General features: G+C 36.8%; 18 protein-coding genes. 2 read left to right on the top strand and 16 right to left on the bottom strand.

The window, feature by feature from the left end; all coding sequences use genetic code 11:
• Positions 1 to 105: 105 nt before the first annotated feature.
• The 9 genes from AC6I5C_RS10515 to AC6I5C_RS10555 all read right to left on the bottom strand — a co-directional run bounded on the left by AC6I5C_RS10515 (position 106) and on the right by AC6I5C_RS10555 (position 7,068).
• The gene (locus AC6I5C_RS10515; protein WP_497905122.1) at positions 106 to 1,182 is read right to left on the bottom strand and encodes an alpha/beta hydrolase family protein; all 1,077 of its coding nucleotides are present in this window, start codon (positions 1,180 to 1,182) and stop codon (positions 106 to 108) included.
• A 78-nt stretch (positions 1,183 to 1,260) separates the two neighbouring features.
• Positions 1,261 to 1,965, bottom strand: a complete 705-nt coding sequence (locus tag AC6I5C_RS10520) for a hypothetical protein (RefSeq protein ID WP_497905123.1) — start codon at positions 1,963 to 1,965, stop codon at positions 1,261 to 1,263.
• 122 nt (positions 1,966 to 2,087) lie between these two features.
• A complete protein-coding gene (locus AC6I5C_RS10525; RefSeq protein WP_497905124.1) occupies positions 2,088 to 2,567 on the bottom strand; it encodes a hypothetical protein in 480 nt (159 codons plus the stop codon).
• 102 nt (positions 2,568 to 2,669) lie between these two features.
• Entirely contained in the window at positions 2,670 to 3,959 is a 1,290-nt protein-coding gene (locus AC6I5C_RS10530) for a retropepsin-like aspartic protease (protein ID WP_497905125.1), read from the bottom strand.
• A 222-nt stretch (positions 3,960 to 4,181) separates the two neighbouring features.
• Positions 4,182 to 4,724: a hypothetical protein gene (locus tag AC6I5C_RS10535; protein ID WP_497905126.1), complete on the bottom strand. Its 543-nt coding sequence runs from the start codon at positions 4,722 to 4,724 to the stop codon at positions 4,182 to 4,184.
• A 66-nt stretch (positions 4,725 to 4,790) separates the two neighbouring features.
• Complete coding sequence (locus AC6I5C_RS10540; RefSeq protein WP_497905127.1) at positions 4,791 to 5,306, bottom strand: hypothetical protein; 516 nt, start codon at positions 5,304 to 5,306, stop codon at positions 4,791 to 4,793.
• An 89-nt stretch (positions 5,307 to 5,395) separates the two neighbouring features.
• Positions 5,396 to 6,370, bottom strand: a complete 975-nt coding sequence (locus tag AC6I5C_RS10545) for a permease (RefSeq protein WP_497905128.1) — start codon at positions 6,368 to 6,370, stop codon at positions 5,396 to 5,398.
• Between the two features lie 70 nt (positions 6,371 to 6,440).
• Positions 6,441 to 6,677: a thioredoxin family protein gene (locus AC6I5C_RS10550; protein ID WP_497905129.1), complete on the bottom strand. Its 237-nt coding sequence runs from the start codon at positions 6,675 to 6,677 to the stop codon at positions 6,441 to 6,443.
• An 85-nt stretch (positions 6,678 to 6,762) separates the two neighbouring features.
• Positions 6,763 to 7,068 carry an ArsR/SmtB family transcription factor gene (locus AC6I5C_RS10555; RefSeq protein WP_497905130.1) on the bottom strand — a complete coding sequence of 102 codons (306 nt, stop codon included), beginning with the start codon at positions 7,066 to 7,068 and terminating at the stop codon, positions 6,763 to 6,765.
• Between the two features lie 228 nt (positions 7,069 to 7,296).
• On the opposite strand from AC6I5C_RS10555, the gene AC6I5C_RS10560 reads away from it, so the two are divergent.
• Both AC6I5C_RS10560 and AC6I5C_RS10565 read left to right on the top strand, forming a co-directional pair.
• Positions 7,297 to 8,154, top strand: coding sequence for a VOC family protein (locus AC6I5C_RS10560; protein WP_053975471.1), 858 nt, complete (start codon positions 7,297 to 7,299; stop codon positions 8,152 to 8,154).
• A 17-nt stretch (positions 8,155 to 8,171) separates the two neighbouring features.
• Positions 8,172 to 8,342, top strand: a complete 171-nt coding sequence (locus AC6I5C_RS10565) for a hypothetical protein (RefSeq protein ID WP_171971839.1) — start codon at positions 8,172 to 8,174, stop codon at positions 8,340 to 8,342.
• A gap of 176 nt (positions 8,343 to 8,518) precedes the next feature.
• Here the strand turns inward: AC6I5C_RS10565 and AC6I5C_RS10570 are convergent, their stop codons facing one another.
• The 7 genes from AC6I5C_RS10570 to AC6I5C_RS10600 all read right to left on the bottom strand — a co-directional run bounded on the left by AC6I5C_RS10570 (position 8,519) and on the right by AC6I5C_RS10600 (position 14,123).
• The gene (locus AC6I5C_RS10570; RefSeq protein WP_497905131.1) at positions 8,519 to 9,082 is read right to left on the bottom strand and encodes a dihydrofolate reductase family protein; all 564 of its coding nucleotides are present in this window, start codon (positions 9,080 to 9,082) and stop codon (positions 8,519 to 8,521) included.
• A 400-nt stretch (positions 9,083 to 9,482) separates the two neighbouring features.
• Positions 9,483 to 10,073, bottom strand: a complete 591-nt coding sequence (locus tag AC6I5C_RS10575; protein WP_497905132.1) for a DUF1684 domain-containing protein — start codon at positions 10,071 to 10,073, stop codon at positions 9,483 to 9,485.
• Between the two features lie 97 nt (positions 10,074 to 10,170).
• The gene (locus AC6I5C_RS10580) at positions 10,171 to 10,776 is read right to left on the bottom strand and encodes a hypothetical protein (protein WP_497905133.1); all 606 of its coding nucleotides are present in this window, start codon (positions 10,774 to 10,776) and stop codon (positions 10,171 to 10,173) included.
• A 297-nt stretch (positions 10,777 to 11,073) separates the two neighbouring features.
• Positions 11,074 to 12,111, bottom strand: coding sequence for an MBL fold metallo-hydrolase (locus tag AC6I5C_RS10585; RefSeq protein ID WP_497905134.1), 1,038 nt, complete (start codon positions 12,109 to 12,111; stop codon positions 11,074 to 11,076).
• A 259-nt stretch (positions 12,112 to 12,370) separates the two neighbouring features.
• On the bottom strand, positions 12,371 to 12,826 hold the full coding sequence (locus AC6I5C_RS10590) for a protease complex subunit PrcB family protein (protein WP_497905135.1): 456 nt from the start codon (positions 12,824 to 12,826) through the stop codon (positions 12,371 to 12,373).
• Between the two features lie 296 nt (positions 12,827 to 13,122).
• Positions 13,123 to 13,608, bottom strand: a complete 486-nt coding sequence (locus tag AC6I5C_RS10595) for an arsinothricin resistance N-acetyltransferase ArsN1 family B (RefSeq protein WP_497905136.1) — start codon at positions 13,606 to 13,608, stop codon at positions 13,123 to 13,125.
• Positions 13,609 to 13,724: 116 nt separating this feature from the next.
• The gene (locus AC6I5C_RS10600; protein ID WP_497905137.1) at positions 13,725 to 14,123 is read right to left on the bottom strand and encodes a hypothetical protein; all 399 of its coding nucleotides are present in this window, start codon (positions 14,121 to 14,123) and stop codon (positions 13,725 to 13,727) included.
• Positions 14,124 to 14,167 lie beyond the last annotated feature (44 nt).

Here is a 14,167-nt window from a genome sequence, read left to right on the forward strand (position 1 = left end):
GGATTTGTTAGAATTGATTTATGTCATTGTATCTGAATAAAGATAAGGTTTTTAGGGTTATGTTGGAGGTGGAAACGGATTATACCTATTGTACCATTCCGTTTTTCATTCAGGCTGTTTTTTGATCCATTCAACTATTTTCTCCAGAACTTTGGGCGAAAAAGTCTGTTCGATGGTAGCATATTCATTGGGCAAGCCAGTTGTACTTTCTTGAAACAAATGATTTAGATTCTCAAATTCCATTGTTTCGACATTCTCATTCCCGTTTTCTTTCAAAATTCTTTCTATGTTTTCAAGATTTTCTTTTGGTGGAACTTGTAAGTCGTTAGTACCGTTAAGAGCAAGCACCGGACATTTGGTATTACTCAATGATGTTTGAGGATCAAATTTAATGAAATCAGAAAACCACGGGATAGATAATTGTTGTGATATGGCCTGTATTTGGCTTTCAGGCAACATGGCTCCAAACACTTGGGTAAAATAATCTTTTAGATCTATTTGCAGTTGTTGCTTGTTGTTGTCTGATTGTAAAATGATGTCATATGCACCTTTCATATTGCTTTGTCCTTGGGTAATACCAATTTCTGGAACACCCATTTTTCGTTCTAATAGCTCTTTTTGCAAAAGCATTAGTTGATCACCCCTAATACCTGAACCTGCGAGAAGGATAATAAAAGAAATATCTAGATTTTCACTGGCTACAATTGGAGCAATAACACCACCCAAACTATGTCCAATTAAACCAATATTGGAAATATTGATGTCCTTACGGGTTTTTAAAAAATCAAAGGCACTTTTGGTGTCATTAACAAATCCATTTAATGTGGTTTCATTATATATGCCTCCTGATTGGCCAGTGCCCCTGTCATCAATTCTAAAAACAGCAATTCCGTTTTTGGTCAAGTAATCCGCAATCACTAAAAATGGTTTGTGGTTTAACAGTTCTGAATTTCTGTCCTGTGGTCCACTGCCACTAATAAGAATGACGGCTGGAAAATTGGAGCCTGTTTTTGGATAGGTTAATGTTCCCGCAAGAGAAATACTATCTATTGCATTTTCAAAAACAATATTTTCTGAATTATAGTCAAAAGGTTCTTTTGGCTCTTGAGGTCTATTGGCTTGACCATACATTTGAAGTGTAGCAAAAGCCAACAGTATACATAGTTGGTTGATTGTATTCATGAGTTTTTGTGTTTTTAAGAGGAGTTGTAACTTGTTAAAGATGTTGTATTTAGGAAAGGGTAGTACTATAGCAATGGATTATAATCGGTGTTGTCTAGAGTTTTTCCAGTTTCTAAAATCGGTATATAAAAGTCCATTATCAGATAAGATTTGCTTATGAAATTCTGTATTGCTTTTTTTGTCTATAAATGTCAAGTTGATATGAACTATACAATTATGCTTTCTTAGATTTGTCTTTAACGAACGTTCCATTTGTCCATTTTTATCTAAAATTTCATAGTAGCCCACTGGTTTAATAAACTCTATTGCATCGAAACAATAAGTTAGGTGAATTGCAAAATTTTCAAAATCAAATTCCCAGTAGTTTCCAGAAGAAACATCTTTGGTTAAAATCGAATTGCATATTTTGATGTCAACTTCAGAAACTTGAGTGGAGTCTGATGCAGATTTAATTTTTACATTTTGTACAAAGCAAATATCATCATCATTAATATTCCATTCTTTAATTCCTGAATAACCTCTTTGGTCACTGAATACAGTGTTATTGATCCAGTCAGAAATTTCTTTTTCCTCTAAATTGCTAAATTCAATATTTTCACTTTTTGCATAGTTTAATATAGCTAATGAAACATCATTTTCTTTTAGTTCTTTGAATTTTACTATGGCATCAGTTGGACTCTCGCAGTTAACTTGTTTTATTCCTATGATAGTCTTCGCTTTATCAGCATTGCATCCAAAAATCAAAACAGCAAAAACTAATGTTCTTAAAATAATTTTATTCATAATCAAGCTAATTTATAGACAACATAGGGCTAAACACAATGTTTTTAATATCCATTACAGCGGTCATGACTTTTAGTTAGGATAAAGGTTATTGGTGATTCAGAAAAGACGATAGACTGTTATCAAACCCCCAATTTTTTAAGAATACTTGTTAATTCCGCTTCCTTTTGTGTGCCTATCAAGAATTTTTTACCATTTAAAAGCTCAATAGCCAAGCCTTTGTTGCCTTTCATATTGTAGACGGTGCCATATTTGGTCCAAAGACGGATGCCCCAACCTCCAACAAACCCGTAATTGATTACTTGGGCCGTTTTGATGTCGCTCCATTTGGTGGTCTTTTTTACAAAGGGAAAGAAACTCATTTCAATGCCGCTTTTGTTGATCCTGGTAGTCAATTTCATTACAAAAAAAAGTGCAACCAAAGCAAAGATGAAACAAGCGAAGCCCATAAGTCCGAGGTCTGATATGGGTTTGTCCCCAAAAGGTTCTTTCAGAATGAACTGTTTGTAAATGCCCACAAGTGGCATGATGCCAATGGGAATTAAAATAAGCCAAAGCCACCATTGGGTGAATTTTTGTTGTTCGTAAAACTCAGGTTTCATGTGTGGGTTGGTTAAGGATTACTGGCAAATACCTTTAATAAAAAGGTTAGAATAAATTTAAGAAAATTCCTTCTATAATAACTGAGATTTATTTGGTTTCTTTCATTTAAAAATAACCGAGCTGTATTTAAAACTTATGATCATTTCATCAAATTGTTTTATAAAGTCTTGACCAAGATTGCCATAGAAATGATCGGCGTCTGCTTCTATATCGTTTTTATGAAGTTGGATGCTGCTTAAAGTGGTTTTGGAATTACCAATGGTTAAGGGGATGCTATCCATAATATAACCTTCAAATTCAATAATACCGCCTGCACTGCCAGAGGTAAAGGTTTGGGAGGTATAGTGCTGTTCAATCTCCTTTTTATATTTTCTAAAAAATGGGGCATATAATGAGGTGCTTTTGGCGCCCGTATCAAAGCCAAAGCTTAAAGTGTCATTTTGGTATTCTACAGCGATTATAGGTGTGAGGCCGTCCAAAGCAAAGTTATTTTGCTTGTAGTCAATTGGTGTTTTGGGAGTGGAGATGGTATTGTCTTTGGAAATGTGTACTTCCTCCATGGCTTCAATAACCGGGAAGCCAATAATTCCGTTGATAAAATACTCTATCTGAGGAAAGGAAATGTCCTCATCATTCAAAACCAAAAACACCACATTTTTAAAGGTGAGATTTCCTATGCTGAGTTCCTTAGCGATAGCCAGATCGCTATCTACCTTTTCCCCTGTGAAAGCGGTAACATAAAAATCGGATTCGATGTATGTGAGGCCTAGTTCTTCTACAAGGGATCGTTTTATTACCGAAATATTGGCGCCCGTATCAAAAATGCAATTGTAGGTTTTATTGTTAATGGAGGCATCGATATTAAAAAGGCCCACTTTGTCTTTGGTCATGGGGATTGTGGCGTCCTCATTTTTGATGATTTCTTGAGGAGGTATGGATGATAGAGATGTCCAAATCTTCCATTCGTTTTCTAAATTTTCAATTTTAGAGGAGTCATTGACAAGACGATAGTTTTTCAAGATGTGCTCACTGGCTTCAGCTGCTTCCTTATATTGGTATAGATTGACGTGGTTTAACAGTTTGGTGTTGTATAGGGTATTGAACATGGTATCATTTAGATGTAATGTTTCCATCTTGAGCAGTTCAGCAATTTTCGAATTGGATGCTTCCAAGTCGTTAAACCGATTTAGAATGATAGCCTCATAGTAGAGGCTGTTTTCTTTGCTCAAATTATTTTTTTGAGAGCGATAATGCTTTTTTAATTTAAAGAAGTCCTGTACTTCAATTAAACTATCCAATTCTTGGGTTAGTTTGGTGTCATCAATTGGTTTTTGGGTGGGTTGGCCACAGGACAGCGTTATTGCTATAATGGAAAGCATCAAGTATCTCATAAATGACTATATTGTTTAGGTTGGTTTTGAACTCTTTTAGTTGACATTGGTCACTTCTCCGGATCCCGTGATTTGGGCGGAGATAACGGGATTACCAAGATAATAAATATTAGCGCTACTTACATTATTACAAACTTTTTGGCATAAATAATTGACATTGAGTTCTTATAGGTCCTTAGTCTAGATGAAGAGCTACATACTCATGTAATTTTAATTTTTGTATTACTTTAGGTATTCTAAACGTTTTGGGTCTACCAAATTCCAATAGGTTTCATAAAAATCATTTTTCTCTGTATTATGGTTTTTTATTAAATCGGCAAATAAATTTGTAAGGGATACCTTTACAGGAGAAGCATCTGACAATACGTCTATTTTGGCCTCATCAAAAATCATCACTGAAGCGTAGATGTGTTGCCATTCCTCAACTCCGTTAGTAAGCACCGTATATTTTTTTCCATTAGAGAAAAGATCTATATTTTCCCACATTAGGATGGGGTGTTTACTGTTGCTAGGAAAGATTTCTTTATTCCACTTACCGTATTTGTCGTACATGACTTTATGGGTGTAAAGTGCTGAATAGACGCATTCAAACCTAATTTCATTAAACGCTAGGGTATCGTTATTGTAAACCGCTTTATATTTTTCATGTAATATAGCTGTAAAATCATTTTTGTAGATTTTTGGACATTTATTGTCTTTTGTTGCTTTGTGGGAAGCGCAACTTAATACAAATGATAAGCAGACAGTTGTTAAGATGTATTTCATTAATAGGTTGGTTGTTTGATTATTAAATTGGTTTATCATAATATAGGAAATAGGAATGTCAGTTGTTTAGATATGAGTCCTCATTTTTTTATTCTTTAATATTTTGAATATGTAAAGGGCCAGAAGTCCAATAAATAGGATAAGGAATAAAGGTTCTAGGTATTTATAGAGTCCACTTTCAATCCCAAATCCGTCCAGAATCGACATCAATGTTAAGGAAAAGCATAATAGTCCAATGAACAAATTCAAGATACGAAACATTTGTGTTGCCTGACGGTAATTGTATTCTGCATTTTCGTTGGTGATTTCAGTGGGATAGTTAAAAATCCAAGGATATTGGTTGAGCTTGTAAATTACCGCGCCTATGATGCCACAGATGATTAGATTTATCCAAAGTAAATCTTTTATTCCCAATCCATTTTCGTCTTTTGAAGGCCAATTAAAGTGGATAGGAAGTTTATCAGGGAGCTGACTATAGCTAATCCCAATAGCAATTATCGTACTTAAAACCAATAAGAAGGTCAACATCTCAATGGATTTATCGATGTTTGTTTTTTCAATTTTAATTTTTGGTCGGCTCATGAGGGGATTGGTTACTTTAGATAAAGATAGGATTTTTGGGGTATATTTTGTAGGAAAACACCGTGAAATTTTAAGTTAGAAAGGAGCTTTCAAAGCAAGACATTAAACAAAAATCCAGATACAATAATGAACAGCGTTACCACACTAAAATAGATGGCGATGAGTTTAGTGGTCATTACTTTTTTGAGTAGGGTAGCCTCGGGGAAGGAGAGTCCCACGGTAGCCATCATAAAGGCAATTGCGGTGCCAAGTGGGATGCCTTTGGCCACAAATACTTGGATGACTGGCACAATCCCAGCGGCATTGGCATACATGGGAACGGCGAGTATGACTGCTAATGGTACTGTCCACCATTGTGAACCGCTCAAATAGTGTTCAAAAAAGTTTTCCGGGACATAGCCATGCATGGCTGCTCCAATGGCAAGGCCCAAAAGAACATATGGGGTCACGCTTTTTACAATTTGCCAGGCATCTTTGGCTATATTAGGCATACGTTGCATAAAACTTGAAGTTTCCTCTTCAAATCGCAACTGTTGTTGGTTTTGGGTTAGAAGTTTTTTTACCCAATCTGTGAGCAAGGGTTCTAGATGGAAATTCCCTAATACCCAACCACCAACAGAGCCCAATAAGATTCCTGATATTACATAAATGAGGGTGGTTTTTAGTCCAAACAAGCCTAGGAACATGGCTATGGCTACTTCATTTACCAAAGGAGAGGTGATGAGAAAGGCCAAAGTAACGCTTAAGGGAATCCCTCCCCGTACAAACCCTATGAACAATGGTACAGAGGAGCAGGAGCAAAATGGGGTAATGGCTCCAAAAAAAGAGGCTAAGATATATTCCAAGCCAAATAGCTTTTTTGTTGAAAGGTAATTTTTAAGGCGCTCCACAGGGAAGTAGGTATTCACCATTCCCATTAGGAGCACCATAAAAAAAAGCAGTAACCCTATTTTTAAGCTGTCGTAGACAAAGAAATTGAGCGCTTTTGCCAAATGGGTTTCTGGAGCCAAGCCAAAAACGCTATAAATAAGCCAATCCGCAAACTGTTGTATCCAATTGAACATAATTCATGTTTTGGAGTCTTCGTCATCTAGACGGAGGCCAAAGGTTCTCTTTTCTTCAATAGTAAAAGGATTAGCTTTTTAAAAGCTCTATAATTTCACTGGTAAGTGGCACCCTGCCCTTGATTTTTATTTCATCATCAATCACTAGCGCAGGTGTGGACATGATATTGTATTTCAACATTTCTTCGATGTCTTCTACTTTTTCTACCTGAGCTTCTTTGTGGGTTTGCTTAAGAGCCTCCAGAACATTGTTGTAGGTGGTTTTGCATTTGGCACAACCAGGACCTAAGACTTTTATCTGTATCATTTTTTTGAAGGTATGATTCTATTCGTAAAGATACGAACATATCTCTTTAGTTCGTTATGTTACGAACAATATTTTTAAAAAAACTTTAGTTAAATACTTTGTTAAGAAGGGATTTGGCTAGGGCAAAATTTTCTTTGTGAATACAGTACTTCGTAGTGGGAGGGGTAATGTCTCCTTGGATAAGGCCTGCCTCTTTGAGTTCCTTTAAATGTTGTGACAGGGTGGATTTTGCAATAGGAAGTTCCTCGGCCATATCTCCGTGATAGCAGCAGGCTTGAGAATGTAACAATTCCAAAATGGCAATCCTTACGGGGTGTGCCAATGCCTTGGCAAATCTTGCCGTGAGTTCTTGTTCTTTTGTGAAATACTCATTTTTAGGAATGTTAGGCATGGCTGTTTCGGTTTCTATTCGCTAATATACGAATGTTCGTGAATCTTGGGAATTAAGAAGTGAAATGTACACTTCAGTTATGAGTACTTAAAAACCTTTGTAAGCAACAATCGAGAGCATTTCCATTTTGGTTTGGATTACAAATCTTTTAATTATTTGCACGGTTAATTATTTTAAGAAAATCCCTATCTTTATATGAATAAATTTTCACTGTAAAATACTGTAAATATGAAAGTTAGTCAAAATGGAATCCCCAAATTAATTGCGCTCTTGTTTTTGTTTTTTACGCTGTCATGCGATCAGACGGAGTACCCTACTTTGTCCACCTCTGATTCTATCCAATACAATCACGGTCAGATTGTTTGGCATGATTTGATCACGCCTAATCCGAAACAGGCTATGGATTTTTATGCTAACCTTTTTGGATGGACCTACAAGTCCCTTGGCACGGATGATATGGCCTATCATGTCATCTATAGCGGAGGCCATGCCATTGGCGGTATTATTCCGTTAAATGTAGCAACGCATCCTTCTGGGGAGTGGCTGAGTTCCGTTTCAGTGACCGATGTGGACAAAGCGGTGGAATACAATACGGCCAAAGGAGGAAAGACCTTATTTAAACCTTCCAACTTTAAAGGTAGAGGCCGATCTGCTCTTGTGCAAGATCCGCAGGGGGCCTATGTGGCTTACGTCCATTCAGAAACTGGAGATCCTCAATTTCAAGTAGCCAATAATTCCTGGCTTTGGAACGAGCTGTGGACCAATGATGTGACAGGCTCTCTGGACTATTATAAGGGCGTAGCTCCTTATGCTGCTGTTGAAAACAATGAAGAAAAGGTGCCTTACTTCATCTTGAAATCAGGAGATCAAAAGCTGTGCGGTGTCATGAAAAATCCAGTTGCCAACATGAGATCAGCCTGGTTACCTTACATTAAAGTGGTGGATGTCGAAAGCGTTTCTACAAAGGCGGTTTCTTTGGGAGCCAAAATAATGCTGGAACCTCAGCAGGATATCAGAAATGGTTCTGTAGCCATCATTCAAGATCCTAATGGAGCGCCTTTCGCCGTTCAAATCTGGAATCAATAACATTAAAACTCCTTAAAATGAAAATACATAAATCCTTTTCCGTTCTCGTCGTTATTTTGTTCTTATTTCTTTTAGCCGCCTGTGGCTCTGCCCATACCAATGTGGGGGTAGACATGCGTTTCGGCCCCAATGGACCTCATGTGTCACCTCATGTAGGTGTTGACTTTTATGGTGGTGGACGCCACTAATATTTTTTTTGAGTTGAGGTTAAGCTGACTATGTGTAGTGCAGTTGCTCTCTGCCTAGTTGCTCTTGTTTGTGGCTATAAGTCCTGATCGGGCAAAGGTGCCTATGGTGAATAGTTGTAGAGCTTGAGTTACATTGCCCTATTTGCAGTTTGTGCTAATATTTTAGAGTTTCTATGTTAAATGTCCTCGGTGGGTTGTTCGATGTATTTTAAAACAATCCCTCCGTTTACTAATTGTTGAATAGAAACCAATGACAGGTGCTTTGGTGTTAAACCTTGATAGAAGAGCGGACGGCCACTACCCAAAATAACGGGAGCAATCCCAATACGGTATTCGTCGAACAGATGGTCGTTCATCAACGTTTTGGAGAGGTTGGCACTTCCAAATACAAACATGTTACCACCTTGTTGAGCTTTTAATTTGGAGATTTTTTCTGAAGGGTTTTCCTTAATGAGTGTGGTATTGTTCCATTCGGCGTTAGATAAGGTTTGAGAAACCACAATTTTGGGAATTTGATTCATTAAATCGGCAATTTCTCCTTCGGCGTTGGTCCAATAGGCAGCCATCCCTTCATAGGTCACACGTCCGAATATGAGATAGTCTGCCGAGTGCAATTGTTCGATGCTTAGTTGTTCAAGCTCTGTTCCCCAGACCTTATGATGAAAGGATAAATCCCAAGGCTCATTGCCTTCAAAGTAGCCGTCTAGTGTGATGAGGTTCCACATAATCAGTTTACTCATGACGCCATTGTTTTAGTTGGGTGAAGGTATGTTTGTAGTAGGGAAGGGTATCTAAAGTTAGTTGTTTTTTCAGTAGAAAAGATGAGTATTTTTAGAATAAATCAGGATACTAGAGAATGGAATAAGTTAAGATTCAATGTTGGTTAGATGCTATGGCTATGACAAATGCTAAAACTGCAAGTGGAACTGCTAAGACAAATCGCATACCAAAGCTTTTTAAACACAGCACAGTAACTAGTGACAAAAGAATGAAGCCTAGAAAATGTTTAACTCCTTTTTTGTATTCTTTGCATACACTCCATCAACTAGAAGTATGAAAGGGGGCAAGGCACTAATTAATATTAATAAAAGCATGTTGTAAAGATTGGTTTAAGGAATAACGGTTGTTAATGTGCAATTTCTATAGCCTTATGCCTGCAGTAATTTTTATTGGTAAATCATTTTCTTTTGGGGGAATAGGGCAAGAATAGTTGTGGCTATAGGCGCAATAAGGGTTATAGGCTTTGTTAAAGTCTATAATAATAAAATTACCACTAGGTATTTCCAAATCAATAAATCTTCCTCCTCCGTAAGTTTCTGTTCCGTTGGTAGCATCGGTAAAGGGGAGAAAAAGGTGGTTTTTGTATTCTTCTCGCTCTCGAAGACTATGGCTTTGGTATATATTAAGCGTATATTCTTGATTATCAATTTTAAAAATTGCAATCCCATATATTTCGTAGGTAGGTAATCTGTCGGTTGTCGTTTTCATTTGGAAGGGAACCGCATTTTCTTTCTTAATAAACCGTGCCATGACTTTAAAGTTCTCATCAATAGGAAAAAAATCATGTTTTTTAAATTTCTTCAAATCTTTCTTTGAAAGTGGAGAATTCTCTGGGTTTTTATATTCGGCTGTGAGATGTTCTTGAAATTGGGCAATAGAATCGTTATATGTTTGAGCTTTTATTTCGATGAAGACCGCAAATAATATAAAAGAGCATATTAAATTTTTCATTCGTGTATAGGTATTAATGAGTGGCTGATATAGTTTTTATTGAATTATGAAGGACCTATTATTCAATCTTGTAGAAGTATGGATAAGCAATTATAACTTAATTGTCGCTTATGATATCATCTTGGGTGTTGAATATTTCGTCTTTTCCAGCAGAAATTAATTTATAGGATGTTGAATCGATCAGTTCATATTTATAAGGTGTTTGCCAACTATCGGCTAGCCAACTTGACCAAATAGGTTTTGACGAAATATATGAACCATAGTCGGTAGGATAGTATCCATAATAGTTTTTATACTTTTCCAATTGTAGTTTAATTTCGTTCATTTCTGTTTTCGTTCGATCTTCATTTAAATATTCATGAACAATAAAATCACCTCCCTTGAATAGGCCTGCAACCAAAAGAACACAGAGAGCCGGAAAAATTATCAAAACAAGAATAACACTGAAAGCCAAGCTTCTTATCGTTGAAGCTTTTCCCTCCGCTTTTTCTAGTGTGTCGTAAAGGTCTGATGTCGCCCAAATTACCAGTAATAAATGAGGGGTTTGCCACGGGAGCCAATTTAAAAAGCCAATTTGTAGTATTAATGTGGGTAGTAGTAACCAAAGTCCAATCATAAGAATTCCTTTGGAGTGTTTTTTCAATGCCAATTGTCCTAATCCAGGAATTAATAAGGACCCGATAAAAGGTAGTAGGTTTTTCAAAATGAAATATTTTTAAAGCTGACTTTTGTTGGTTTAATGAATTTCTTGGATACATCATCCATTAGATGTGATGCTCACTAGTCAGTTAAAAGTAAGAAAAGTTTTAATTATCACAAATTGTTAAGCAATTGTGTTTTTTAATAAGGGAATCTCTGATTTTACCAAGTGATGGTTTCTCAATTTCTTAAACAGAGGGTTATCCATAAAAGGGGGTAGGATTGGCAAGGCAAAGGTTTAGATGTCTTTGATTTGAACAAGTAACCGATGAGCGCATGTACTGAGTCGAGAAAAGAACTGTTAGTCTTTCCACCAAACTTTATTCTCATGATTTTTATAATCGACCAATTCACCCAATTTTGGATGGATATGGGCACTCTTGTTGCCTTGTGCAGCATCTAAAAAAGCTTCCATGGGTTCTTGCCAACTGTGTTGCGCCAAGGAAAAGCCTGCCCAGTGCACAGGCATGATGCATTGTACTTTTGCATCCCGAGCCGCTTGCACACTTTCTTTTGGGAACATGTGTATCAAATGCCAATTTTGGTTGTATTGGCCACATTCCATAAATCCAAAATCGAAGGGGCCCAATCGGTCTCCAATTTCTTTAAAATGTTTGCCATAGCCCCCATCGCCAGAGAACCAGATGTTTTCGGAAGGCGTTTTAAATGCCCAGCCTCCCCAAAGGCATTTTGCCCTGTCGGTAAGTCCTCTACCTGAAAAGTGGCGGGTGGGAGTAAAGGTGATATCGATCCCTTCAAAGGAACTTTTTTCCCACCAATCGAATTCGGTGATTTGATTATTAGGAACTCCCCATTTCTCCAAATGACGCCCAACCCCCAAGGCTACATAAAAATGTTTCACCTTTGACTTCAGTTTTTTGATGCTTTTATAGTCCAAATGATCGTAATGGTCGTGGGTTATCAACACAAGGTCAATCTCAGGGAATTCTTCAATCAGGTCCAAGGTGTTTTTGCTAAACCTTTTTACAGGAAAGGGGGCAATTGGCGCTGCATCTGGTCCTAACATAGGGTCGATCAGAAGTGTTTTGTTCTGCATACGCAGTAATATCACGGAGTGTCCGTACCAGATAAATTTGGTGTTTTGGGAAGGTGAGAGAAACTGTTCTTTATTGAAGGTTTCTATTGGCAGGTGTGTTTTGGGTTCACGATCCTGCTTTTTGAAAAACTGTTTGTACAGTAATTTGGGAAGGTTTTGTATGCTGATGGACATGATAGTTTCTTCCAAATTTTGGAATTTATCATTGTTCCAATTGGGGCTCTTGGCATATTGGGTGATATGGTCGTTGGTGGGTTTTGCTCCGTAATGTTTTTTGTTCATGGTTGAGGTTTTACTACTAAATTCTCCTTCGTTTGTTCTTGCCTAAGAGATATAGGGTACTAGGCTACAATATATTCAAAACCAGGAAACATACTATCTGCTAAAAATCAAGTAAAATTACGCTTTATATATGATATGCTCGCACAGTAGCTATCCTTAAATAATTTGGTTTTAAATGGAATTGTGAGAGCAAAACATTGCGTTGCATTTCAGTATGAAAAACAACGCAATGAATTATGATAGAGGTAATGAGGAGGAGTTATTGAAATACTATAGGCAAATTAGATATTGGAATTTTAACAATAAGAAAAGGTTGCGTCATCACTGTGGTTGCGATTCCATCGGAACCTAGTGTGTTAATCCTAAAGATGATATTTTCAACATTGGCAGTCATATTAAAATCCAAACTAGAGCCTCCATGAGGAAGTACTTCGCTAAATATGGCTATTACTTGATATTGAGAAAAATCGATATCCGTTTCCGAAAAATTATCGGACACATTGTTTACTGAATTCATTTGGGCCAATAGAATTTTCCAAGCTCTTTCTTCAGTAATAATCATTTTCTGTTCTACTAATCCTTCGGCCCCAGCTCCATAAAGATTGTCCTTAGCAATCAAGGTGGGTTCAATTTCTATCATGTCAGGTTGATTGTCGATTGGTTCGCATCCCAATAAGATAATCGATACTAAGATAATTAAGGCATGTGTTCTCATAATTGTGTGTTTTTTTGATTAATGATGAATAGTCAAAATAGATGGTTTTGAATATTTTTAGAACATAGGTGCCTATAACTTAAAAGCGCGTAGTTTTGTTAGGATGCCAATCTCTTTGAAGTAATGATTCTTTTATCCTTTTAGTTAAAGAATCATTTTAAGTGATTGATTTTGTGTTAGGTGTAATAAAATTACAATATAAAAACTAGAAATTGAATGATTTTCAGGTGTTTATATTTTTTAAGGGGAGTTTTTTAGAGGGTGCTATTATAAGTTTGTCATAGATTGTACTATTGCTACTTAAAAATGAGTTCCCAATAGCCCACGTCAATCCATTTTTCAAACTTATAGCCGACCTCTTTGAATTGGGCAATCTTTTCAAAACCTAGTTTTTCATGAAGTGCAATACTTAAATCATTGGGTAGGGCAATACCACCAATAACCGCATGGAATTTCTGTTTTTTAAGTTGATTTATAAGGCTTTTGTAGAGTTGGGTACCCAATCCTTTTCCATGTTGGTCGTGCCTAAGATATACGGTACTTTCAACAGTATATCGATAAGCAGATCTTGATTTCCAACCCGTAGCATAGGCATATCCCAAGATTTCATTATTTTCTTCGTAAACAATCCAAGGGTATAGAGCGCTGTTGGTTTTGATCCGCTCTGCCATATCCTCTTTGGCAAGCGGCGTTTCCTCAAAGGTAATCACGGTATTTTTGATATAGTAATTGTAGATGTTTGAAATTTCTTCAGCATCGTTCATTTCAACATTTCTAACCATGCAACGTTTTATTGTTTTAGTTTAAAATAGAAGGAACATTACTAATTTACTGAATAAAAAATCCAGTTGCACACTATTCTTGCATGTAACTGGATTTTAGTTGGATTTACCGGTTTTTAATTACCGCCTATGGTTGATTTTAGTTTTTCTTCAATGGCACTCAAATTAAAGGAACCTGGTGTTTGACTAGGAGGATAATCCTTCATAGTCATTAGGAAATTGGCCGCCAAGCCTTGTATGGGCACCAATACATAGGCGCGGTCCAATAGCCAGTCGTAATAGGTGTTGGAGTTGTGTTCGGCTTTTTCAAAGGGGTCACGTCTTAGGTTTTCAATTAAGGGTACGCGAAGTTCTACCCAAGGTTCCATCCATACGCCAAATTTTTCACCACGATTTTCAAGGAATACAATTTTCCAATCATCGTATCTGGCAGCTACAATTTGCCCATCGTCATTTACGTACCAAAATTCGTGGCGTGGAGACTCTTCTGTTTTACCGGAGAGATAATCAACCATGTTATAGCCATCGATATAATTTTTATAGCTTCGGCCATTTAAGG

This window comes from Mangrovimonas sp. sgz306409 (assembly GCF_059735265.1).

What these genes read in the sequence shown, in the direction of transcription:
- AC6I5C_RS10530 (WP_497905125.1), bottom strand. Translation starts at nt 3,959, where the DNA reads ATGAGATACTTGATGCTTTCCATTATAGCAATAACGCTGTCCTGTGGC.
- AC6I5C_RS10515 (WP_497905122.1), bottom strand. Translation starts at nt 1,182, where the DNA reads ATGAATACAATCAACCAACTATGTATACTGTTGGCTTTTGCTACACTT.
- AC6I5C_RS10540 (WP_497905127.1), bottom strand. Translation starts at nt 5,306, where the DNA reads ATGAGCCGACCAAAAATTAAAATTGAAAAAACAAACATCGATAAATCC.
- AC6I5C_RS10535 (WP_497905126.1), bottom strand. Translation starts at nt 4,724, where the DNA reads ATGAAATACATCTTAACAACTGTCTGCTTATCATTTGTATTAAGTTGC.
- AC6I5C_RS10585 (WP_497905134.1), bottom strand. Translation starts at nt 12,111, where the DNA reads ATGAACAAAAAACATTACGGAGCAAAACCCACCAACGACCATATCACC.
- AC6I5C_RS10595 (WP_497905136.1), bottom strand. Translation starts at nt 13,608, where the DNA reads ATGGTTAGAAATGTTGAAATGAACGATGCTGAAGAAATTTCAAACATC.
- AC6I5C_RS10545 (WP_497905128.1), bottom strand. Translation starts at nt 6,370, where the DNA reads ATGTTCAATTGGATACAACAGTTTGCGGATTGGCTTATTTATAGCGTT.
- AC6I5C_RS10555 (WP_497905130.1), bottom strand. Translation starts at nt 7,068, where the DNA reads ATGCCTAACATTCCTAAAAATGAGTATTTCACAAAAGAACAAGAACTC.
- AC6I5C_RS10550 (WP_497905129.1), bottom strand. Translation starts at nt 6,677, where the DNA reads ATGATACAGATAAAAGTCTTAGGTCCTGGTTGTGCCAAATGCAAAACC.
- AC6I5C_RS10590 (WP_497905135.1), bottom strand. Translation starts at nt 12,826, where the DNA reads ATGAGAACACATGCCTTAATTATCTTAGTATCGATTATCTTATTGGGA.
- AC6I5C_RS10520 (WP_497905123.1), bottom strand. Translation starts at nt 1,965, where the DNA reads ATGAATAAAATTATTTTAAGAACATTAGTTTTTGCTGTTTTGATTTTT.
- AC6I5C_RS10525 (WP_497905124.1), bottom strand. Translation starts at nt 2,567, where the DNA reads ATGAAACCTGAGTTTTACGAACAACAAAAATTCACCCAATGGTGGCTT.
- AC6I5C_RS10560 (WP_053975471.1), top strand. Translation starts at nt 7,297, where the DNA reads ATGAAAGTTAGTCAAAATGGAATCCCCAAATTAATTGCGCTCTTGTTT.
- AC6I5C_RS10600 (WP_497905137.1), bottom strand. Translation starts at nt 14,123, where the DNA reads ATGGTTGATTATCTCTCCGGTAAAACAGAAGAGTCTCCACGCCACGAA.
- AC6I5C_RS10565 (WP_171971839.1), top strand. Translation starts at nt 8,172, where the DNA reads ATGAAAATACATAAATCCTTTTCCGTTCTCGTCGTTATTTTGTTCTTA.
- AC6I5C_RS10570 (WP_497905131.1), bottom strand. Translation starts at nt 9,082, where the DNA reads ATGAGTAAACTGATTATGTGGAACCTCATCACACTAGACGGCTACTTT.
- AC6I5C_RS10575 (WP_497905132.1), bottom strand. Translation starts at nt 10,073, where the DNA reads ATGAAAAATTTAATATGCTCTTTTATATTATTTGCGGTCTTCATCGAA.